We start from the raw sequence: 22,307 nt of genomic DNA on the forward strand, positions 1-22,307 counted from the left end.
TGGGGCGCTCTGGTGCGGGGCAGCGACGTTTCGATGGAGAACGTCGTTGTACCTGTGAGCGGTTACAGTTATTCACAACCGTTTCACGTTGTCAACATCGAAAATCCTTCGAAATGTGTCGCACGAGTCTGTGATAAAACTGGGAGCGCACACAGCCAGGCGATCGAATGGATTCGCTCTCGGCCCACTGAGTCACAGGAGACGCAGCATGACCATCGAGCTCGACCCGCTCACCGCACGAGCCACCTGGATCCCCGGCACCACCGGCCTCCGCTACGGCGGCGACTACAACCCCGAGCAGTGGCCGCGGGAGACCTGGCTCGAGGACATCGCCCTCATGCAGGCGGCCGGTGTCGACCTCGTGAGCGTCGGGATCTTCTCCTGGGCGGTCCTCGAACCGCGCGAGGGCGAATACGACTTCAGCTTCCTCGACGACATCATCGGTCTGCTGCACGAGGCCGGCATCTCGGTCGACCTCGCGACGCCGACGACGGTGCCACCGGCCTGGTTCTGGAAGCGCCACCCCGAGGCTCACCCGGTCACCCGCGAGGGACTGCGACTCGGCCACGGCTCACGCGGCATCGCGAGCCCCAGCTCCCCCGCCTACCGTCGCGCTGCAGCCGCGATCACCGAGCAGCTCGCCGCCCGCTACGGATCGCACCCGGCCGTCGTCCTCTGGCACGTGCACAACGAGTACGGCGCACCGATCAGCGAGGACTACTCCGACGGCTCGGTGCTCGCCTTCCGGGCGTGGTTGCAGCGGCGCTACGGCTCGATCGAAGCACTCAACGCCGCCTGGGGCACCCGCTTCTGGGGCCAGGACTACGGCGAGTGGGACGAGATCGACGCACCGCGCGTCTCGGCCTCCGTCGTCAACCAGACGCAGCGACTCGACTTCGCCCGCTACACCTCGGACATCCTGCTCGAGTGCTACGTCGCCGAGCGCGACATCATCAAGCGGTACGCACCGGAGACCCCGGTGACGACGAACTTCATGGCCACGAACTGCCGCTCGATCGACTACTGGGCCTGGAGCCGCGAGGTCGACATCGTCGCCAACGACTACTACCTCGTCGCGGAGCGGGAGGACAACCACATCCTGCTCGCGCTCGACTCGGACCTCACCCGCTCGCTCGCCGGCGGCGACCCGTGGATCCTCATGGAGCACTCCACCTCGGCGGTGAACTGGCAGCCGCGCAACATCGCGAAGCGCGCAGGCGAACTCGCCCGCAACAGCGCCAGCCACCTGGCCCGCGGGGCCGACGCGATCCTCTACTTCCAGTTCCGCGCCTCGCGGTACGGCGCGGAGAAGTTCCACTCGGCGATGCTCCCCCATGCCGGCACGGAGAGTCGCATCTGGCGTGAGGTCATGGCGCTCGGTCATGACCTCGGCAAACTGGACGAGCTGGTGGGCTCCCGGGTGCGCAGCGAGGTCGCGATCCTCTGGGACGTGCAGTCGTTCTGGGCCCAGGACCTGGAGTGGCGCCCGTCGGTCGAGCTCGACCATCGCGAGCGCGTTGAGGCCTATTACGCCGCCCTCTGGCGGGCTGGCGTCACCGTCGACTTCGTGCACCCGCACGACGACCTGAGCGGCTACCGCCTCGTCCTCGCCCCGTCGCTGTATCTGGCGGACCGCGAGACCTCCGAGAACCTCACCGCGTATGTCGAGGGCGGCGGCGCCTTCGTCGTGTCGTACTTCTCGGGCGTCGTCGACGAGCACGACGCCGTCTGGGAGGGTGGCGCACCGGGAGCGTTCCGTCGCGTGCTGGGCCTCTCGGTCCCGGAGTTCCTGCCGTTGCACGAGGGCGAGACCGTCCAACTGGACGACGGACGGACCGGCTCGAGCTGGAGCGACGACATCGTGCTCGAGGGCGCCGAGGCCGTGTCGGGCTACGTCACCGGCCCCGCCGCCGGTCAGCCCGCAGTGACCCGCAACCGGTTCGGCGCCGGCACCGCCTGGTACGTCTCCACGAAGCTCGACGAGGCCGGACTGTCGGAGCTGCTGTCCGAAGCCTTGGAGCAGGCAGGCGTCGACGCGCCGCCGGTACCGCCGCTCGGGCTGGAGGTCGTGACCCGCTGGGGCGAGGAGGCGTCGTTCACGATCGCGATCAACCATGGCGACGAGGATGCGCAGCTCACGACGACCGGTGCGGTCGAGCTCTTGACGGGCGAGCCGGTGGTCTCGGATGCGGTGGACATCCCGGCGGGTGCGTTCCGCGTGATCCGGACCCCGCTCGGCGGCTGAGCGAGGAGCGGGCTCAGACGCCCGTCGACAGGCTCGGGGACCGCGTTCCCGTTCATCAATCGCGCCCGTCGACAAGCTCAGGGACCGGGGTCCCGCTCACTGAGCCACACACCCGGTCACTGAGCCTGTCGAAGTGCGACCCCGCTCCACATCCCGACCGCTCGTCGAATCCGTCGGGCCCTCGTCACTGATCATCTCGAATGCCAGTGGTCCGTGGTGGACTGGAGTCATGACCGAGACCTCCACCACCCTCCCGGTGCGCGCGGTGGACGTCTTCGAAGAGCGCCTCGCGCAATTGTCCGACGAGTTCGCCGGCATCGCGCGCGAGCGTGCAGCACTCGACGCCCGGGAGGCTCGTCTCCTCGCGAGGTCGGCAGCCCTGGCCGACGCCATGGCGGACAGCCTCGTGTCGCACGACGAGACGCCCGCACAGCGGAAGGCGCTCATCCGTCGTTCCACCTGTGCGACGCTCGCCATGGCGACGCGTGCCTCCGAGCAGACCCTGCACCGAGCCACGGGCGATGCCGAGCGGCTCGTCGCCGATGCCCCGGCCGTCCTCCGTGCGCTGGAGGACGGCCGCATCTCGAGCCGGCACGCGCGGACCATCACCGATCAGCTCCAAGACATCCCGGTGCACGGCCGAGCCGCGTTCCTCGAGACGGTCCTTCCCATCGCGGAACAGTCGACGGTCGCGCGGCTGCAGCACCAGGCCCGCACCCTCCGCGAGCGGCTGCACCCGGAGTCCATCACCGTGCGGGCGGCCCGGTCCGAGGCCGACCGTCGGGTGGAGATCGAGCCTGCAGCAGACGGCATGGCGTGGGTGCACCTGTTCACCACGGCACCCGTCGCCGTCGCGATCGGAGAACGCCTCGACGCGCTCGTCGGTGCAGCCCACCTGACGGACGACGACCGCACCTGTCAGCAGCTGCGCGCCGACGCGGTCGGCTCGCTCTGCATCAGCGGCACCACCTCGGCCGACCAGACCGACCCCGAGGGCCGGCGCTCACCGATCGCCCGGCCGGTGGAGGTGCTCGACGACATCCAGCCCACGGTGAACCTCACCGTGCCCGTGCTCAGCCTCCTGGGGGTGAGCGAGGCCCCGGCGACCCTCGACGGCTACGGCCCGATCGACCCCGAGACCGCGGCGCGGCTCGCGGTCAACGCCCCCTCGATGACGAGGGTGCTCACGCACCCGGAGACGAGTGCGGTCGTCTCGGTCGGGCGGCAGCAGTACCGCGTGCCGGCAGATCTGCAGCGAGCGGTCCGCCTGCGCGACGTCACCTGTCGCGCACCGGGTTGCGGGAGACGGGCTCGGGCGTGCGATCTCGACCACTCCGTCGCCTGGGCCGACGGCGGCACCACGAGCGTCGGCAATCTGGCGTGCGTCTGCCGACATCACCACCGACTGAAGCATCTACCCGGGTGGTCTCTCGACCATCGACCCGATGGCGTCCTCGAGTGGACCACACCCGACGGCAAGCGACACCGCACGGAACCTGAATCGATTCCGCCGTTCTGAGTGCCGGCCGCCGAACCGACCCCGGTCACTGAGCTTGTCGAAGTGCCCCCGAACACACGTCCACGGCCAGAACACGCATCCCCGCGGGCCCTTCGACACCTCGACAGGCTCAGTGCGGCGCAGCTCGGGGAACGGGCGCCCCGCTCACCGAGCCTGTCGAGGTGCGCGCCTACTTGTCGTTCTCGGCGAGCCAGGCGTAGGACTCGGCGACGCCGCCGAAGATCTCCTTGCTGTAGCCGTCGAACTCCACGACGCGGGTCGCGTGCGGTGCGGCAGCGAGGATCGCCGGGATGTCGACCTGGCCCTGACCCGCGGGCTGCTGGTTCGCGAACGCCTGAGCGAGCGCGTCGGGCACGACGAGCGCACTCTCGCTGCTCGGCAGTGCGGTGGCGATGTCACCGGAGATGATGCCGTCCTTGATGTGCAGGAACTGCACGCGGTCACCGAGCGAACGGAGGAACGCCGGGGTGTCGGCACCGCCGACCGTCGACCAGAAGGTGTCGATCTCGAGGACGACCTCGGGCGACAGCTGCTCGACGAACAGCTCGAAGATCGGGCGCCCGTCGACGTGGGTCGAGAACTCCCAGTTGTGGTTGTGGTAACCGAACTTCAGGCCGGACGCCGCTGCTTGGACGGCGAGCTCGTTGACGCGCTCGGCGAGACGTGCCGCGTCGTCGGCGGTCTGCCAGCGATCGGTGGGGATGAAGGGGTCGATGACCGTCCCGATCCCGAGCCGCGATGCCGCGTCGAACGCGACCGCCGGGTCGGCGGCGTCGATGACGGGCGCGTGGCCGGACGGGGCCGTGACACCAGCGGCGGCGAAAGCGGTCTCGAACTCGGCAGCGCGCTCGACGAACGCGTATGGCTCGACCTTCGTGAAGCCGATCTCGGCGATGCGGGCGACGGCGCCCTGCAGGTCCTCGGCGATGGCGTCGCGGACGGTGTACAGCTGCACGGACGGTGCGCTCATGGGTACTCCTTCGTAGCTTCGGGCGGGCACCGACGGGCGCTTCCGCGCGTGTCTCCCACAGCGCGGAACCGCTTCTGTCGACTCGTCGACAAAAGTACCCGAGGTGAGTCTAGCGACAGAGACTGGACGTGCGGGGCGCCGAGGCACTCATAGGCTGGAGAATCGACCGACCATCAGCGAGGGTGCACCATGTCAGAACCGAACCGGACGAAGCGGAGATCACCACTGCGCGCGATCGTCATCATCGGCGCCCGCACCCTGATCGCCGTGGTCGTCTACGCGCTGACCCTGAACCCGAACGTGTTCACCGTGCTCGTCATCTGCATCGTGATCGTGGTCTCGATCGAGGCGCTGACGAGCAGACCCGACCGGCCGTAGTCCGACCGGTGGCGGGACCGTTACTTCTCGGAGCGCTTGAGGGACTTCTTGACCGCGCGCTCGGCGAGGACGGTCACGTAATCCTGGACAGGACGCTCGGCGAGCGCGCTGACCTCTTCGCGCACGAGCTCGCCGATCCGAGCGGAATCAACCCCCGAGTACTTCTCGCTCAGCTTCGCAGTGAGCTGACGGATGATCTCTTCGTGGTCGATCTCAGTTGCCATGGACTCAGTATCAACCCACAGTTGTTGCCTGGGCTGTGAATCGCGACTTCCGTCCGCCGCTATTCTCCCGCCGGACACCTGGCCGCCGCGATCCGTTCACCCTCCCCATCGGGCACCCGCCGAGGATATTCTGACCGCGATGTCGATTTCCGTGTTCGCCGTTCGACGTCAGAGTGAGGCGGGCGATCAGCGCCCCTGACGACAGGAGAAGACGATGTCGAAATACATGCTCATCATGCGCAACAGCGGGTCCGTCGAGAAGCTCGAGGACATGGACTTCGAAGCGGTCATCAACGCGATGGGCGCCTACAACGAGTCGATGATCAACGCCGGCGTGATGGTCGGCGGTGACGGCCTCACCGACGCCGCACAGGGAGCCGTGGTCGAGTTCACGACCGAGGCCCCGATCGTCACCGACGGCCCTTACGGCGAACTCCACGAACTCTTCAACGGGTTCTGGACCATCGAGGTGGCCACCCGCGAGGAGGCCATCGAATGGGCCGGCCGTGCGCCGCTCGGCCCCGGCAACAAGATCGAGGTGCGCCGCGTGACCGACGAGACGGACTTCGCCGACCACGCCGACAACGAGTACCTCCAGAAGGAGAAGGAGTGGCGGGCGCAGGAAGGCGTGGCGAAGCCCGCGGCCGACCCGGCCTGAGCACGACCGACGCGAGACGGACATGACCGACGCCGACCTGACCGACACCGGCGCGGCGGACGGCGATGAGGCCGCCCGCCGCGTGGTCGACAGCGTCTAGCGGATCGAGAGCGCGCAGATCGTCGCCACCCTCACGAAGCTGACCGGCGACCTCGGTCTGGCGGAGGATCTCGCCCAGGAGGCGCTGCTGGAGGCCCTCGAGCAGTGGCCGCGCGACGGCGTGCCGCGCAACCCGGGTGCGTGGCTGACGATGGTGGCGAAACGTCGCGCGATCGACGGTTGGCGACGCCGGGCGGCATTGGACGAGCGGTACCGGTCGCTCGCCCGGGATCTTGAGCAGGCGAGCGACCTCGACTGGGAGCCGATCGGGGACGACGTCCTGCGTCTCGTCTTCACCGCCTGCCACCCGGTGCTGTCGCGGGAGTCGCAGGTGGCGCTGACGCTGCGGGTCGTCAGCGGGCTCACCACCCAGGAGATCGCCCGGATGCTCCTCGTCCCGGTGCCGACGGTGCAGGCGAGGATCACCCGCGCCAAGAAGACGCTCGCCGCGGCCAACGTCCACTTCGAGGCGCCGGACCCGGCCGAGTGGCCGCGGCGCCTGTCGGCCGTCCTCGGCGTCGTCTACCTGCTCTTCACCGAGGGGTACGCGGCGACGAGCGGACCGACCTGGATCCGCGCCGAGCTCGCGAACGAGGCGCTGCGGCTGGGCCGACGGTTGGTCGCGCTCGTCCCCCGCGAGCCGGAGGCGCACGCGCTCGTCGCGCTCATGGAGTTCCAGGCCTCACGCTTCGCCGCCCGCGTCGCACCCGACGGCTCCGCGACCCTGCTCGCCGACCAACACCGCGAGCGCTGGGACCGGGCGCAGATCGGCCGCGGAACGGCGGCGCTGGCCCGCGCCGACGCGCTCGGCCGCGGACGCGGCGCCTACGCACTGCAGGCGACCATCGCGCAGTGCCACTCGGTCGCCCCCAGCGTGGACGCGACGGACTGGGAGCAGATCGTGATCCTCTACGAGGCGCTCGAACGGATCGCCCCTAATCCGGTCGTCGAACTCAACCGCGCGATCGCGGTGTCGATGGCGACCGGCCCGGCGACGGCGCTCCGCATCGTCGACGGCCTCGCCGACGATGCGTCGCTGCGGGGGTCGCATCTCATCCCGAGCGTCCGCGGCGAACTGCTCGCACGGCTGGGGCGCACCGAGGAGGCCCGCTCGGAACTCCTGACCGCCGCGCACCTCGCAGCGAACGACCGTGAGCGCGACGTCCTGCTGCGGAAGGCCGCCGGACTGCCGCAGTGAACCGCGTCTCCTGCGACCTCAGCGTCCGGACGACACCTGCGAGGGGCGATCGAAGCGCTGCCCCTCGGGCTTCGACGGCAGCAGCATGAGGACGAGGACGATGATGCTCCCGACAGACGGCACGAGGGTGAGGAAATAGTACGGGCCGGGGAACCCTGCATCGTGCAGGCGCCGCCAGGCGATCGCCAGGCTCGGCACGATGAGCGCCACCCAGGCGACGAGCAACAGTACGACGCCGACGATGAGCAGGACGCGCACGCCGAACCCCATGGGTCCAGGGTCCGCGAGGTCGTATTCGCTCCCGGACAGCCCCTGCTCCTGCGCGGCAGCCGTCGCCGCGGAGACTGCGGTCATGATCGCGCCGATGGTGATCAGCAGCGTCGGGATGAGCATCAGAAGCGTCGTGAGCAGCGCACTCCACCAGTACTCGCTGAGCGACGCCCGACCCGAGAAGTTCGCGTACTGGTTGAAGAACCGCCTGGTGGCCTGGCGGAACGTCGCCCCGTAGAGCGGCAGGGACAGGTCCTCCGGCGAAGCGGCACCGCGCGGCGCCGGTGCGATGTACTGCGGCTGCCCGTACGGCGGTTGGCCGTACTGCGGCTGCCCGTACGGCAGCTGGGACTGCGGACCTGGAGGGTTCGGAGGATACGTCATGACTGCTTCCGGATCGCTGGTCGAGGTGCCTCCAGTATGCCCGGCATGGCGACCGGGGCATCGGGGCGGATCACTCCGACGCGGCCTCCCAGCGCAAGAGGTCGCCCGGCTGGCAGTCGAGTGCGACGCACAGCGCTTCGAGCGTCGTGAATCGGACCGCCTTCGCACGGCCGTTCTTCAGTACCGCGAGGTTGGCCGGTGTCACCCCCACGAGCTCCGACAGGGTACCGACCGACATCTTGCGGCGAGCCAACATGACGTCGATGTCCACGATGATCGGCATCAGATCACGTCGTCCAACTCGGAACGGAGCCCCTGCGCCTCGATCTCGCGGTCGACGGCCTGACGCAGCAGGGACCGCATGACCACGACCACGAGGGCGACACCGGCGGTCACGAGCGCGGCGCCGCAGAGGAGACCGATGACCCCCGGCGCGATCCCGCCCGGAGCGAAGAGGACGGCGAGCCCGAACGTGAGCAGCGCGGACACGGCGATCGCACCGATGATGACGTCGACGAACCGGAACGAGCGAGCCGAGAAGACCCGCCCCCGACGGACCAGGTCGAGGAGCGCCCAGACACACACGGCGCAGAGCTGGAAGGTGATGATCTCGGCGATCACGATGATCGCGAACAGGGTCCGCGGCACCTCGTCCACGCCGTCGAGGTCCGCCCAGAGCAACGGGACCATCACCACCTGCACCACCAGCGAACCCACCAGAGCGACCGCGAGGATCACCCGCAGCACCAGGACCGTCACTCCGCGCATCGCGCACCTCCATCGAAGAACAATGGAAAGCTATCGTTATTCGATAGATTGCGCAAGCCGACGCCATCCCGCTCCCTGAGCCATTCCGGTCCCTGAGCCCATCCGGTCCCAGAGCCCTTCCAGTCCCCGAGTCCGTCGGGTCCCAGGGCCATCCCGGTCCCAGAGCAATTCCGGTCCCTGAGCCTGTCGAAGGGCGCACTCAACCTCGGAACGCCTCCTGACGACGCCTCGCGACGAGCAGCACACCGGAGAGGAGGGCGAGTGCGGCGATGAGCAGCGCCGCGGCCGGCGCGGCGCCGGTCCTGGCGAGGTCGTCGCCACCACCGCCCCGGCCGGCTCCGGGCGCCGAGGCACCGGGGCTTCCGACAGACGTGCCCGGGAGGGCTCCACCGCCCGTCACCTGCAGCGAGGCCGTCGCCGCGCGATCGGTGGTGACACCTCGGAGCTCGACCGTGTGCACCCCGTTCGGCGTCGAGACCGGCACGGCGACGACACCCGAGACGGCACCCGAGCCGTCGGCGGTGAAGGTGGCGAGCCGCACCGGGTCGGAGAAGAGCGTGACCGTCACCTGCTCACCGGCGCCGAAACCCGAACCGGCGACCGCGAGGGAACCGCCCGCCGTCACCGATGAGGCACCGAGGACCACCCGGGCGCCGTCCCCCGGCTCCGGGTCGACGGGCGTCTCGACGACCGTGACGGTCACCGAACGCTCGGCGCCGACATTGCCGGCGACGTCGGTGGCGCGGTACCGCACGAGGTGCTCGCCCGGTTCGTCGAGCACGAGCCCGGCATCGGAGACCGGCGACCAGCCGGCATCGTCCTGGCCGGCACCACCCGAACCCGCGTCGCCCGACCTCACTGCCGCTTCGACCAGGGCGACCCCGGAACCCTTGTCCGTCGCGTCGAACCGCACGGTGACCGGTCCGGTCGCGGGGGCCTCCGGTGTGGTGACCGCCTCGACCTCCGGCGCGGTCGTGTCGATGTCCACGGACAGGGCCACCGGTTCGGAGACGTTCCCAGCAGCGTCGGTCGCGCGGGCCGCGACCACGTACACGCCATCGGCGCCGAGCATCAGCACCCGCGTCTCCGGGTCGAACGCGTCGACCTCCTCCGCCGGCGTCCACGCGCCGTCGCCGAGCCGGAGTTCGACCATCGGGGCGTCGTCGACGTCGTCGTCAGCGTCGACCGCGACCGACACGCCCTCGCGATACCAACCGGCCTCGCCCGTCGGCTCGGCCGGACTCGACGCGAGCGTCACGGTGGGCGCCGTCGTGTCCGGCTCCCCCGCCGGAGCGACCGCGTTCACCGTGATCTCCAGGATGCCGACGGATCCGCCCTGTTCCGCCGCACCCCAAGCCTGCATGCGCACCCGGAGGGCCGACGTCGCGACCGGTGTGAAGCCCACGGCGTTGGCGACGTCGCGGTCCCGGGTGTACGGGTCCGTGGTGTCGACCGGCACCCAGGAGCCGTCCGCGGCGAGCGTCTCGACCACCCAGCCGTGCGGCGGGATCACCCCCACGTTCGCCTCGTCTGCGGCGTCGGCGAAGAAGTGCACCGACGCGGCGTCGAGCGTGACCTCGCGGTCCCAGCTCAGCTGCACCCACTGCTCACCGACCATCGGCCAGGTGCCCCAGGACGCACCCGAGGCACTGCCGTCGTTGACGGCGTCGACCGTGGTCCACGGCGAGGAGTAGGAGGCGGTCGCCGTGGCGAACGACGCGATGTCGCCCTCGAGCGGGGCGTCCGCCGAGCGCTGCACGGTGATGGCGGTGACCGCCGACACGTTGCCGGCGGTGTCGCTCGCACGCAGGTAGACGTCGTGCGCCTCGAGGTCGAGCATGACCGGCGCGGTGTACGGCTCCCAGGCGTCCTGTCCGTCGACGGCGACCTCGAGGCCCGCGAGACCGGACGCGGTCTCCGGCGCGCCAGGATCGGCGGCCGACGCCGTGACCGCGCGGCTCTCCGCATCGAACGCCGCGTCGACGGTCGGTACACCGGAGTCGATCCGGAACGACGCGTTCCAGACCTCGGAGGTGTTCCCGGCGGCGTCCGTCGCCCGGATGGCCACGCTGTGCGGTCCGTCACCGGTGATCGTCTGCACGGCCGTCCGCTGCCCGGCGACGGCGGTCCAGTCGCCGCCGTCCCGCTGGAACTCGATGAGCGGCGTGGGGTCCGCCGCGTCGAGCGCCGTCGCCCGCAGCGTGACGTCACCGAGGAACCAGTCCCCCGCGCCGTCGACGCCGATCGTCTCGACGTCGAGCGTCGGCGCTTGGGTGTCCTCGGTGACCGTGCCGTCGATGACCGTCACGGTCGCCTCGACGCGGCCGGCCGCATAGCCTTCGGCGGTGCCGAGCACGGTGAAGGATCCGGGCGCGGCGAGCTGGTCCGCGGGGACGGGGTCCCAGTGCACGGTCGCGCGGACGGAGCCGCCCGTCGCGTCGTCGAGGAGCACGGTCTCCGGGAGGAGGGGCTGCGTCCCGGTGATCGTCGACACGACGACCGGCTGATACCCCGTCGTCTCGGCGGCCAGCACGCGCCACTCCTCGACGGCGAGCGCCGAATACGCCGGCGGGTTCGCCCCGTTGGACGAGGCGTTGAGCACCGCCCGGAGCCGGGTGGTGGTGACCGGTTCGAAGGTCACGGTGTGCTCCGCGGTCGTGGAGGTCGGGTAGCCGCTCGGGTTCACGACGTCGACCCAGGCTCCGGACTTCCAGGACTGCAGCCTCCAGCTCGACGGGTCGGACACCCCGTTGCCGGTGCCCGGTGCGACGTCGCGGAAGAACTTGATCGATGCGCTGTCGATGCGCACGGGGCGGTCCCAGTCGTACTGGATCCACTGCTGGGCGGGACGCTCCGCCGACCAGCTGCCCCACATGTCGGGCGGCAGCGGGTTCGGTCGGATCGTCTCGTCGTTGAGGGCGTCGATCCAGTACTGCGTCGGGACGGGCTCGTTCGAGGCCGAGGCGGTCGCCCAGGGTGCGACGTTGCGCCGTGGGCTGAGGTCGGGGCCGCGCTCCGGGGTCGTGACGACCTCGCGCATGGTCGGCGGCACGGTCGTGTCGTCCCACTCCACGCTGTCGATGGCGACCGAGCGACGGAAGTGGTTCCCGCCGACGGCGTCGGCAGTGTGGTACGCGATGTACCACTCGCCCTGGAACTCGGTGATGGCCGGGTGCGAGGTCGTGGACGACACGGGGGCGAGGACGCGGCCGCGCTGGGTCCACGGCCCGAAGGGCGAATCGGCCGAGGAGTACGCGATGCACGCGTGGTAGGTCGCCGGGGTGCAGGTGGAGTCGGGTCCGGCGTTGTTCGCCGCGTAGGCGAGGTAGTAGGTGGCGCCGCGCTTGAACAGCCACGCCGCTTCGAAGAAGCCGTCGACACCGGAGGAGATCGTGCGCACGTCACCCGTGAGCGTCACCATGTCGGCTTCGAGCTCGACCGCGCGGAGCTGACTGAAGCTGCCCCAGTAGAGGTAGACACGACCGTCGTCGTCGACGAAGACCGTGGGGTCGATGTTGTGGATCGTGTTGCCGAGGATGGCCTGGGAGATGATCGGGCCGCCGACCGCGTCCGTCCACGGGCCGAGCGGGTCGTCGGCGACCGCGACGCCGATGCCGAACTGGTCCTCCGACGTGCTCGCCGCCTCGTGGACCGGGACGTACCAGTAGAAGCGGCCGTCGGCACCCTCCACGACCTGCCCCGCGTAGGCGCGGCCGGAGGTCGCCCAGTCGAAGACGGTCTCAGGACGCATGAGCGACGGGTGGTGCTCCCAGGTGCCGGAGTCGGGATCGCCGGTGGAGAACGACTGCCACTCGTTCATGATGAAGTCGTTCGTGGTTGGGCCGGCCTCGTCCCGCCCCGCGTAGATGTAGAGCTCGTCGTCGACGACCAGGGTGGCGGGGTCCGCCGAGTACACGGAGCCGTCGCCGATGATGGGGTTCTGCGTGGCCGCCTCAGCCGGTGGTGAACCGACGACGACCGTGAGCAGTGAGGCGAGGACGGCGGTCGCGGCTCCGAGAGCGGCGAGGCGGAGGGGACGGGACACGAGGATCTCCAGTGATCGGTGTGGTGGTGCGGGTGGCCCTTCGACAAGCTCAGGGACCGGGGTAGGGGACCGGGGTAGGGGCTCACGGACCGGGGTGAACGGGCTCAGGGACCGGCGCAGGGGGCAGGGGCGGCAGCCGGGGCAGGCCCGGGGAGCGGGATGCGCTCCCCGTGCCTGCCGAGGCGATCAGACGAGCGGTCCGGTCGGTCCGCGCTCGAGCTGCGTGCGTCCGGCCCGCCGCTGGCGGGCGATCAGCACGGCGGCGGCTCCGAGGAGCACCGCGAGGGCGGCGAGGCGACCGAACGTGGCGGCCTCCTCGGGCACACCGGTCGACGCGATGGCGTCCGGCGTACTGGCACCCGGCGTGATGACGGTCACTTGGGCCGTCACCTCCCCGCCCGGAAGGACCAGGGCGAGCGTGTGGACGCCGGCCGTGATCGTGTACGGGACGGTGAACACCGCGTTCGCCGTGCCGTCGGCACCCACCGTGAGCGTCCCGAGCGTCACCGGCGTCGACCGCAGCTCGACGCGGAACACCGCGCCCGGCTGGGCTCCCGTCAGCGACACCGGCAGCGCTCCGCCGGGGGCCACGCTCGTGACACCGAGTCGCAGCACCTCGTCACCCGTCAGCGAACCGCTCGGTTCGCTCGGGCCGGGCGTCGGCGTCGGGTCGACCGGAGTCGGCGTCGGCTCCGGCGTGACCGGCTTCGCGGGGACGTCGACGGAGACGGACTCCGAGACGTTGCCCGCGACGTCGGTGGCGCGGACGGCCACCGTGGTCGCTGCATCACCCGTGGCGACGGGTGCGGTGTACGTGGTCCACGCCCCGTCCCCGATCCGGACCTCCGTGAACGCGACACCGGAGTGTTGGTCCTCGGCGGTCACGGTGACGGTGCGCGCGGTCCCATCGAATGTACCCGCGGGCGTCGGGACGGTCGCATCGCGCCGCACCTCCACGACCGACGGCTCCGACACGTTGCCGGCGGCGTCCGTTCCACGGAAGGACACCGTGGTGACCCCGTCCGCGGTGACGACCACCGGGCCGGTGTACGCCACCCACTCGCCGGTCCCGACCCGCGCCTCAAGGGTCGCGACGAGGTCGCGGTCGTCGAGGGCGGTCGCCGAGACGCTCACGTCCTCGCGGAACCATCCGGAGGCGGGCAGCTCGGGGGTGACCGTAGTGGTCACGACGGGAGCGGTGACGTCCGGGACCGGCTGGTCGGCCGCCTCGAACACCTGCCACTCCTTGATCCCGAGGCTACCCTTGCCGCTCTCGGCGCCCGAGGCTTCGAGGAGCAGACGCAGCTTCGTCGTCGTCACCGGGGTGAAGGCGACCGGGTTGAACGCGTCGACCTCGGTCCCATACGCGCCCAGCGCTTCGACATCGACCCAAGCGCCGGCGCCGTCTCCGGCTTCGGCATCCCAGTACTGCGCCTTCCAGGACGTCGGGACCTCGATGCCGAGGCCCGCGTCGTCGAGGTTCGAGACGAAGTACGCCCCGGTCTCGCCGACGGTGACCGCCTCGGCCCAGTCGTACTGGACCCACTGCTGACCGATCTCCGGCCACGCACCCCAGACGGTCGCGTTGTCGTTCGGCGTGACATCACCCGACGAGGTCGGAGCGACGTCGTCGTTGAGACCGTCGACCGTGTTCCAGGCGGCCGTGAACGAGGCCGTCGGGACGGCTCCGATCGCGACGTTCCGGCGGAGCTGACCGTCGCTCTTCGGCACGACGACCGTGGTGTCCGCGGACACGTTGCCCGCGGTGTCGGTGGCACGGAGGTGGACCGTGGTCTCCTCCAGGCCAACGAGGACCGCCTTGGCGTAGGGCGTCCACTCCGCTGCATCACCGATGCGGACCTCGATGGAGGCGAGACCCGAACCGGCGTCCGTCGCGGTCGCCTTGACCGTGCGGGCCGCGGCGTCGGCGACCGGGGTCACCGACGGCGCTGTCGCGTCGATCCGGACGGTGACGTCGGAGGAGGCCGAGCGGTTGCCGGTGGCGTCCGTCGCGCGGGCGGCGACGGTGTGGACACCGTCACCACTCACGGCGATCGGACCGGTGTACGGAGCCCAGGCGGCGTCGTCGACCGACACCTCGACGACAGGCGCCGAGTCGAGGTCGTCGGTCGCGGTGACCGAGACGGTCGCAGCTCCCGTGTGCCAGCCCGAGGCCGGAGCCGCCGGGTCGGCGGTGAGGGCGACCACCGGAGCGGTGTCGTCCTCCTCGCCGCCACCGGCACCGACCGTCACCGTGGCGGTCGCCGACTTCGCTCCCGGCAGGGCCGATTCGACCGTCCCCGCGACCTCGAAGACACCTTCAGCCGCGTAGGACGAGGGATCGACGGTGGCCCACATCACCGGCAGGTCCTCGCGGGACCCGTCGTTGTAGAGGACACCGAGCGAGGTCGGCAGTGCGGGTGCGACCCCGGCTGCGGTGGTGACCGCGACCGGGTCGACGGCGTTGATCTGCCCGGGAGCGGTCGCCCGCACCCAGACGGTCGCCTTCGCCGGCACCGCGGAGCCGGTCACGAGACCGACGACGGAGAAGCTGCCCTCATCCGCGACCTGCTCGGGTGTGATCGACGCCCACGAGACCGGGAGGTCGGCGTGGCTGCCGTCCGCGAACGTCGCGTCGACCGTCGACGGCAGTGTCGGCACGACACCGGTGGTGGTGCGCACATCGATGGGTTCGATCGCCGTCGGGGCGACCGCGAACACCTCCCACTCGCTGACCGCGACACCGGCGTACGGGTCGGCTCCGGTGCCGGGACCGGCCGCGCTCAGCACGAGGCGGAGCTTGGTGGTGGTCACGGCGTCGAAGTCGACGGCGTTCGGTGCGTCGCGCTCGACGCCGTAGGCGGAAGCGCCCGTGACGTCGGCCCAGGCGTCGCCGGTCCAGTACTGCGCCTTCCAGGACTTCGGCACGTTCACACCGGCGCCGGAGGAGGGGTCCGTCTGGTCGCCCCAGAACGACACCGTCGCGGCGTCGACCCGGACCGGAGTCGCCCAGTCGTACTGCAGCCAGCGGGTGGCCGGACGGCTCCCCGACCAGGTGCCCCAGACGTCGGCCTGAGATCCGCCGCTGTGGAGGACCGTGCCGTCGTTCACCGCGTTGACGCTGTTCCATCCCGCCGTGAACTCGCCAGTCGGCGTCGCCTCGCGGGCGACGTTCTGACCGCCCGCCGACGCCGCACCCTGGACCACGAGGTCCTTCGTGCTCGTGAGCTCGCCGTCGCTCGCCGTGAGGCGCAGCGTGTACGAACCCTCGGCGGTGAAGCTCGCCGTCGTGGACGCCGCGGTGGCGTCACCGAAGATGACGAGGCCGTCGTCCGGGGCGTCGACCACGGACCACGCCGAGGTCACGTCGCCGAGCGGCAGCCCGTCGTCCTTGACCTCGCCGACGAGCGCGAGCGTGCCGCCGGCCGAGTTCGCCTGGTCGACCCAGGCGTTCACCGACGGAGCCTGGTTGGTGGAGGCGGGTGCCGCAACGCCGGTCGCGAAGAGTTGGAGCTCCTTGACCCCCGTCTTGAACCCGGCGGCGTGGTTGACCGTCAGCCGCACGGCGTCGCCGGTGACCTCGGGGAACTGCACATGGTTGTAGTTGGCTCGGGGGTAGACCGGGCCACGCGCCTGGGCCGGGATCGCCGTCCAGGTGTCGCCGTTCCGGACCTCGAGCGAGTACGTCGCCGGCTCCGAGTACCCCTGCACGGTGGCGGTGGACGAGGAGTTGTAGAAGTACACCCTGGCGTCGTCGAAGGTCTTGGTGCCTCCGAGTTCGACCACGAGCGAGTCCTTCGCGTTGGGTGACCCCGCGGTTCCCCAGAAGGGCTCGTTGGCGGTCGTGCCGTCCACCGCCGCGGTGGCGGGACGGCTCGGCGCGGAGAAGCTCGCGCTGACCTCGGCACCCTCGGCGGCGTTCGCGGATCCGGCACTGGCCGGATCCACGTCGGCGCCCGCCTTGGCGAAGAGGTCCACGACCCGGTCGCCGGCGGCGAAGGAGACGTCCTGCGGCGCCTGCAGCGAGGCGGTCGTCGAGGACAGGACGGTGACGTCGTCCGCCACCTCGACCGTGCCCGTCGCGGGGTCGTAGACGACCTTGCTCAGGGAGTCGATGGTGAAGGCGAGCTTGCCGTCGAGGAACACCGAGTAGCCCTCCGGGATGCTGTCGCCGTAGTGGCGCTCACCGCCCGGAGCATCCCAGGTGATGGTGAGGTCCTGGTCGCGGAAGGCGATGTTGTTCGCCGTGAAGTGGTCCCAGTCGATGTCGATCGGGTCCAACTCGATCTTCGCGTCGCTCCGCGGACGGAGCCCCATGGTGTCCTCGATCATCGTGAAGTTCGTCGCGCCGAGGATCGTGTGGTGGATCCAGGAGCGGTAGCCGATGTCCTGCGGGTCGGCGTCGCCGTCGGACCAGAACTCGTTCTGGTCGGGCAGGCGGTTGTCGCCGCCGTTCTGGTAGTGCGACCACGCGTTCCAATACAGGAGCTTCTTGTACCACTCGGCGTCGATCGCCTTCGTCGGGTAGTCGCGGAGCACCTTCGCCAGCATGCGGAACGTCACGGTGGAGTTGATCACCGAGAAGTTGTTGCTGCCCGGTCCGCCGTAGTCCGCCTGGTCGGCCTGGTTCGCCGTGTAGAAGGGGAAGATCGGGTACTGGGCGTCGTCCGCGAAGAGGTCGAGCGCCTTGACGTAGTCGTCGGCGTAGTCCGCATCGCCCGGCTTCGGCATGAGACCGACGGTGAAGGGGTAGAAGTTGTTGATCTCCTTCCACTTCGCCAGCTTGCCGTCGGACGTGAACCGGTGCTTCAGGACCTTCGCGTCGGCGTCCCAGAGGAGCTCGACGACCTTGTCCTTGATGCCCTGCGCGAACTCGTCCATCTCGACGGCCTTCGCCTCGTTGCCGGCGGTCCGGTAGGCGGCGGCCGAGGCGAGCGCGTTGGAGTACAGGTACGCGTTCTCGGTGCGGTCCATGTACGCGTTCGGGCGCTCGTGGAACGACACCGCGTCGGCGTCGTTGCCCGTCATGGCACCCCAGTTGTAGTCGATGAGGCCGCTGTCGTCGGTGTCGTACGCGTCGAGCAGGCCCTTCACGTCGTCCTCGGCGTACTCCGCCAGGTTCTCGGCGATCGCCGTCGGTCCGCCGTGCAGCTGGTAGGAGCGCCACGCCGCCTCGGAGATGTACTGCGTGTAGCTGTTCGACCAGTTCGCCGGGTCACCGGGGTTGTCGACGAACTTGTAGCTCTTCGAGGTCTCCCCCGCCGACACCCAGGGGCCGTAGGAGTAGATCGGGTTGCGGAAGTACTTGAGGTCGTCGATGAACATGCCCGTGGTGAGCACGATGGCGTTGTTGTAGCCGAGCACGCCCTCCATCGAGGTGGGGAACTGGTAGTCGTTGCCGGGGATGTCGGCGTCGAGGAAGTTGAAGCGCATGAGCCACCAGCGGTAGTACAGCGTCTTGTCGATGTTGTCCTCGGGCGTGTCCAGGTAGGGCACGTTGTCGGCCCACCACTGGTTGTACGCGGTGACCTGCGCCGTGTACGAGGCGTCGGGCGCGAGTCCGCGGACGGCGTCGTACTGGGTGCGCGACTCCGCGATCTCGTCGGTGACGAACCCGAGCTGCACCTTGGTGGACACGGTGCCGCCGGCCGGGACGGCGAGGCTGGCCGTGATGCCGCCGCCGTCCGGCGTGAAGCCGTCGCCGGAGAGCCGCGGGAAGATCGTCGTGAGCTTGTTGGCCGCGGACACGACGCCGGTGAGCTCATCGCCCTCGACGGTCGTCGTGTAGGCCGAGCTGGCCGTAAGCTGCACGGTGTGCGCGCCGTTGGTACTGCGGACCTGCAGCCCGGTGACCGCGACGTTCCCGTCGGTGATGTACTTCGTCTGGACGACCTCGATCCCCGAGGCCGCGTGGCGGTGCACGCTGCGCCAGTAGCTCGGCGTCTGCACCCGGCTCGCCGTGTCCTCCGTGAGCGTCACGTCGGAGCCGTCGATCTTCGCCGCGACCGTGTACGCGGCCTTGCCGTCGATGGCCTCCCAGTAGGCGACCTGGCCGCCGAACCCGAGCTTCGACGGGTCGTGCTCCTTCATGAACACCGCACGGCCGCGGCTGAAGAGCCACTGGTTGTCGTCGCCGAAGCTGCCGGTCGTGCCGGTGCGCTGGAGCATCCGGTCCATCCAGAAGTCGGGCCCGCCGAGGGCTCCGGCTCCAGCGGCCACGTCCGCGTCGAAGATCGCCTGCAGCTGGTTGCCGGCCGTGTAGCCGGTGCCGGTGGCGGGGACCGGGGTGTCGCTGCCCGAGAACGTCGGGTAGCCGATGTCGGCGTTCGCGGCCTGCGCCGGCGCCGTGAGGAAGGTCGTGCCGATGACGGCGAGAGCGGCTGTCGCCGCGATCCCGCCACGCCATCCACGCGACCCCCGCTTGGGGGTGGATTGCTGTGTTCTGACCACGCTGTCTGATTCCCTCTCGTCAGTGAGTAGGACACTCCCGGGGAGGTTATCGGGAGATTCGCAGGATTCGCAAGGCTTTTCGGAAGTTTCGGCACACCGGGCGGAAATCGGATGACAGCACGACGAAAGCGCCCGACACCATACCGAAAGTCCAGCTGTTCCGGTGTGGTGTCGGGCGTTCAACGGCGCTCCGCGGGCGTCGGTCAGCTCCGCGTCGTGGGGATCCAGACGCGCATCGTCGACGGACCGCGCTCCGCCCAGGAGTGGTACGGGGCGATGCTCGCGGTGAACGGATCGGCGTCACCCGGGGCGTCGAACCCGTCCGCGTACGGCCAGGCGGCGTCCACGACCGGGCGGGTCCGGAGCACGACCGTCAGGCGCCCGTCGGACGCCTCCTCGATGTCCGCGTGCTCGTCGATCTCGACGCGGGCGAGCGACTCGTCGCCACCCGAAAGGTCGACCGACTCGACGCAGTAGACCTCGGGGCCGCGCTCGATCGCGACGGTGCCACGGATCGCGTCCACGCGCGGGTCGGGGTGCGTCACCCGAGGCCGGATGCTGAAGGACAGCTCGACGACGTCGCCGGCGGAGAACGCGCGGGTGACGTCCGCGTACCCGGTCGGGACCTCATGCTCGTCGCGGGAGCCCGAGGCCGTCTGCACCACGAGCCGGGCGTCGTCCGCCCAGGACGGGACGCGCAGCGACACCGTGAGTGCCTGGGTGGGAGCCTCGACGATCCGAAGCGAGACCACCCCGGTGCGCGGGTACTCCGTCACCAGCTCGGCCCGGAACCGGCCGCCGTGCTCACCGCCGACGACGGTGTCGATCGTGGCGGAGGCGAACTGATGGATCTGCACGCCGTGGTCGTCGGTCGTCGCGATGAAGGCCGCGAGGCTCGCGAGCGTGCGGGCGACGTTCGGCGGGCAGCAGGAGACGTCGAACCAGGGCGCGCGCTCCGACGACGACGCCCGGGGCGACACCTCGTCGTCCGGGCTCGACTCCCCGGGCGTCCGCTGGTGCAGCGTGTTGGCGTAGAAGAACGCGGTGCCGGCGGCTGACGGCGACGTCGCCACGACGTTGTACAGCACTCGCTCGATGTGGTCCGCGTACCGGACGTCGCGGTCCTCGAGGAGGAGCCGCCAGCTGAACATGATGGAGGCGATGCCGGCGCAGGTCTCGGAGTACGCGCGATCGGACGGCAACTCGAAGTCCTCACCGAAGGCCTCGTCCTGGTGGTGCGACCCCTGGCCACCGGTCAGGTAGGTGCGCCGGGCGATCGTGCGGTCCCACTGGCCGCGGAGCGCGTCGAGAAGCCCGGTGTCCCCGTGTTCGACCGCGATGTCGGTCGCACCGGCGGCGAGGTAGTTCGCCCGGACAGCGTGTCCCCGCAGCGCCTCGGCGTCGCGGATCGGGAGGTCGTCCTGGAAATAGGCGCGCCCCCACTCGATGTCCTGGAGGACCCCGTGGCCACGACGTTCCACGAACAGCGACGCAAGGTCGAGGTACCGCGACTCCCCCGTCACGCGGGAGAGCTCGGCCAGACCGACCTCGACCTCGGCGTGCCCGCACACGGACTGGATGCCGTCTGCGCCGAACACCTCGCAGATGAGGTCGGCGGCACGCGTCGCGATGCCGAGCAGGCCGTCGTCGGCACCGGGACTCGTGCGCGCTCGCGCCACCGCCGCCTGGAACAGGTGACCGAGGCAGTAGAGCTCGTGGCCCCACTCGAGGTCCGACCAGCGCGCGCCCTGGCCGGGCCGGCCGAAGCGGGTGTTGAGGTACCCGTCGGACTCCTGTGCGGCGGCGACGCGGTCCACGACGCTGCGGAACCGGGATTCGAGCGCGTCGTCACCGCCCCGTCGCCCGATCTCCCAGGCCACGGCCTCGAGGTACTTGTAGACCTCGGAGTCGGCGAACTCGCGACCCCGGCGACCCTCCGGCAGGGTGCCGGCGGCGGCCAGGTCGAAGTTGCGGATCCAGCCCTCCCGCTCCAGCCAGTGCTCGACGTGCGCGAGGGTCGCGGTGCCGTTCACGCGCTGGCGGTCCGCCCAGAACCCCTCGGTGATGCCGACCTCGTCGAGCCCGAGCGGGGTGAGCGCACCGGTGGTGGGGACGACCGGGGCCATGCTGGTCCCCGTGCCCGTTGCTGTGGTCCTGATGGTGGTGCTCATGGTTACCCCTTGAATGCGCCGGACATGAAGCCGCGCACGTAGTGACGTTGGAGGATGAGGAAGAGGAGGATGCACGGCAACGCGAGGACGACGACGCCGGCCTCGGTCGCGCCGTAGTCCACGACGCCCTGGACCTGGCCGCGCAGGTTGGAGACGGCGAGCGGCAGGGTCATCTTCGCGGAGTCGTTGATGAGGATCAGCGGCGCCATGAAGTCGTTCCAGGCGGCGAGGAACGCGAACAGTCCCACGGTGATGAGGCCGGGCTTGACCGCCGGGACGAGCACCTTCCAGAGCACGGTCCAGGAGTTGCAGCCGTCGACCATCGCCGCCTCGTCGAGCTCCTTCGGGATCGACTCGAAGGCGATCCGCATCATGAAGGTCGAGAACGGCAGCTGGAACATGGTGAGCACGAGCGCCACCCCGACGAGCGAGTTGGAGAGACCGACCAGGTTGAGGAGCACGTAGAGCGGGATGAGCAGCGTCGCGTACGGGACCATGAGGATCGCGATGGTCGCGAGGAACAGGGCGTTCTTGCCGCGGAACTGGAACCTCGCGAAGGCGTACCCGCCGAAGAGCGAGATGACGAGCGTGAGGATCACGGTCAGCAGCGAGACGAACACCGAGTTGCCGATGTATTGCAGGATGCCGTCCTGGTACCCGGCGAGGGTGATGTAGTTGCCGAGCCCCCACCCCTCGGTCTGGTTCGTACCGGCAAGCGGAGACACCGAGCGGACGGCGGTCCAGACGAGCGGGTAGAGGAAGATCACGGCGAGCGCCGCGGTGAAGATCCAGAACGGCATCCGGATGGCGATACCGAAGAAGTTCGTCGGCTTCCCGTCCCGTCCGCGGCCGCGAGTGCGTCCGTGACCACGGACGTCGGGCATCGTCGAGGTGACGGTGGCCGGTTCCTTTCGGGTGATGGTCATGC

General features: G+C 70.1%; 14 protein-coding genes. 5 read left to right on the forward strand and 9 right to left on the reverse strand.

Features of this window, described 5'->3' with window-relative positions:
• The first annotated feature begins 208 nt into the window (after window positions 1-208).
• Both RWN05_RS01625 and RWN05_RS01630 read left to right on the forward strand, forming a co-directional pair.
• Entirely contained in the window at window positions 209-2,245 is a 2,037-nt protein-coding gene (locus tag RWN05_RS01625) for a beta-galactosidase (RefSeq protein WP_314138065.1), read from the forward strand.
• Window positions 2,246-2,474: 229 nt separating this feature from the next.
• Window positions 2,475-3,764 carry a DUF222 domain-containing protein gene (locus RWN05_RS01630; RefSeq protein WP_314138066.1) on the forward strand — a complete coding sequence of 430 codons (1,290 nt, stop codon included), beginning with the start codon at window positions 2,475-2,477 and terminating at the stop codon, window positions 3,762-3,764.
• A 169-nt stretch (window positions 3,765-3,933) separates the two neighbouring features.
• Here RWN05_RS01630 and RWN05_RS01635 read toward each other — a convergent pair whose 3' ends face one another.
• Window positions 3,934-4,734, reverse strand: a complete 801-nt coding sequence (locus RWN05_RS01635; protein ID WP_079704551.1) for a sugar phosphate isomerase/epimerase — start codon at window positions 4,732-4,734, stop codon at window positions 3,934-3,936.
• A gap of 189 nt (window positions 4,735-4,923) precedes the next feature.
• On the opposite strand from RWN05_RS01635, the gene RWN05_RS01640 reads away from it, so the two are divergent.
• Window positions 4,924-5,112, forward strand: a complete 189-nt coding sequence (locus tag RWN05_RS01640; RefSeq protein WP_314138068.1) for a hypothetical protein — start codon at window positions 4,924-4,926, stop codon at window positions 5,110-5,112.
• A 20-nt stretch (window positions 5,113-5,132) separates the two neighbouring features.
• Here the strand turns inward: RWN05_RS01640 and RWN05_RS01645 are convergent, their stop codons facing one another.
• Window positions 5,133-5,336, reverse strand: coding sequence for a three-helix bundle dimerization domain-containing protein (locus tag RWN05_RS01645; protein ID WP_064295795.1), 204 nt, complete (start codon window positions 5,334-5,336; stop codon window positions 5,133-5,135).
• 214 nt (window positions 5,337-5,550) lie between these two features.
• On the opposite strand from RWN05_RS01645, the gene RWN05_RS01650 reads away from it, so the two are divergent.
• Entirely contained in the window at window positions 5,551-5,994 is a 444-nt protein-coding gene (locus RWN05_RS01650; protein ID WP_137242729.1) for a YciI family protein, read from the forward strand.
• A 103-nt stretch (window positions 5,995-6,097) separates the two neighbouring features.
• Window positions 6,098-7,291 carry an RNA polymerase sigma factor gene (locus tag RWN05_RS01655; protein ID WP_314138588.1) on the forward strand — a complete coding sequence of 398 codons (1,194 nt, stop codon included), beginning with the start codon at window positions 6,098-6,100 and terminating at the stop codon, window positions 7,289-7,291.
• A gap of 18 nt (window positions 7,292-7,309) precedes the next feature.
• On the opposite strand, the gene RWN05_RS01660 is transcribed toward RWN05_RS01655, so the two are convergent.
• From RWN05_RS01660 to RWN05_RS01690, 7 genes are all read right to left on the reverse strand, one after another.
• Complete coding sequence (locus RWN05_RS01660) at window positions 7,310-7,945, reverse strand: DUF805 domain-containing protein (protein ID WP_314138071.1); 636 nt, start codon at window positions 7,943-7,945, stop codon at window positions 7,310-7,312.
• Between the two features lie 70 nt (window positions 7,946-8,015).
• A complete protein-coding gene (locus RWN05_RS01665) occupies window positions 8,016-8,228 on the reverse strand; it encodes a helix-turn-helix transcriptional regulator (RefSeq protein ID WP_137242732.1) in 213 nt (70 codons plus the stop codon).
• Window positions 8,228-8,713, reverse strand: a complete 486-nt coding sequence (locus RWN05_RS01670; RefSeq protein ID WP_314138072.1) for a DUF2975 domain-containing protein — start codon at window positions 8,711-8,713, stop codon at window positions 8,228-8,230. Before RWN05_RS01670 ends, RWN05_RS01665 begins: the two co-directional genes overlap by 1 nt.
• Window positions 8,714-8,912: 199 nt before the next feature.
• Complete coding sequence (locus tag RWN05_RS01675; RefSeq protein ID WP_314138073.1) at window positions 8,913-12,758, reverse strand: OmpL47-type beta-barrel domain-containing protein; 3,846 nt, start codon at window positions 12,756-12,758, stop codon at window positions 8,913-8,915.
• Between the two features lie 186 nt (window positions 12,759-12,944).
• Window positions 12,945-19,208, reverse strand: a complete 6,264-nt coding sequence (locus tag RWN05_RS01680) for an OmpL47-type beta-barrel domain-containing protein (protein ID WP_314138074.1) — start codon at window positions 19,206-19,208, stop codon at window positions 12,945-12,947.
• Window positions 19,209-19,411: 203 nt separating this feature from the next.
• Window positions 19,412-21,379 (reverse strand): beta-L-arabinofuranosidase domain-containing protein, encoded by a 1,968-nt coding sequence (locus RWN05_RS01685; RefSeq protein WP_314138075.1) that lies wholly within the window; start codon window positions 21,377-21,379, stop codon window positions 19,412-19,414.
• 2 nt (window positions 21,380-21,381) lie between these two features.
• The gene (locus RWN05_RS01690) at window positions 21,382-22,305 is read right to left on the reverse strand and encodes a carbohydrate ABC transporter permease (RefSeq protein ID WP_307783524.1); all 924 of its coding nucleotides are present in this window, start codon (window positions 22,303-22,305) and stop codon (window positions 21,382-21,384) included.
• Window positions 22,306-22,307: the final 2 nt, after the last annotated feature.

This window comes from uncultured Plantibacter sp., assembly GCF_963518075.1.
Taxonomy (GTDB): Bacteria; Actinomycetota; Actinomycetes; order Actinomycetales; family Microbacteriaceae; genus Plantibacter; species Plantibacter flavus_A.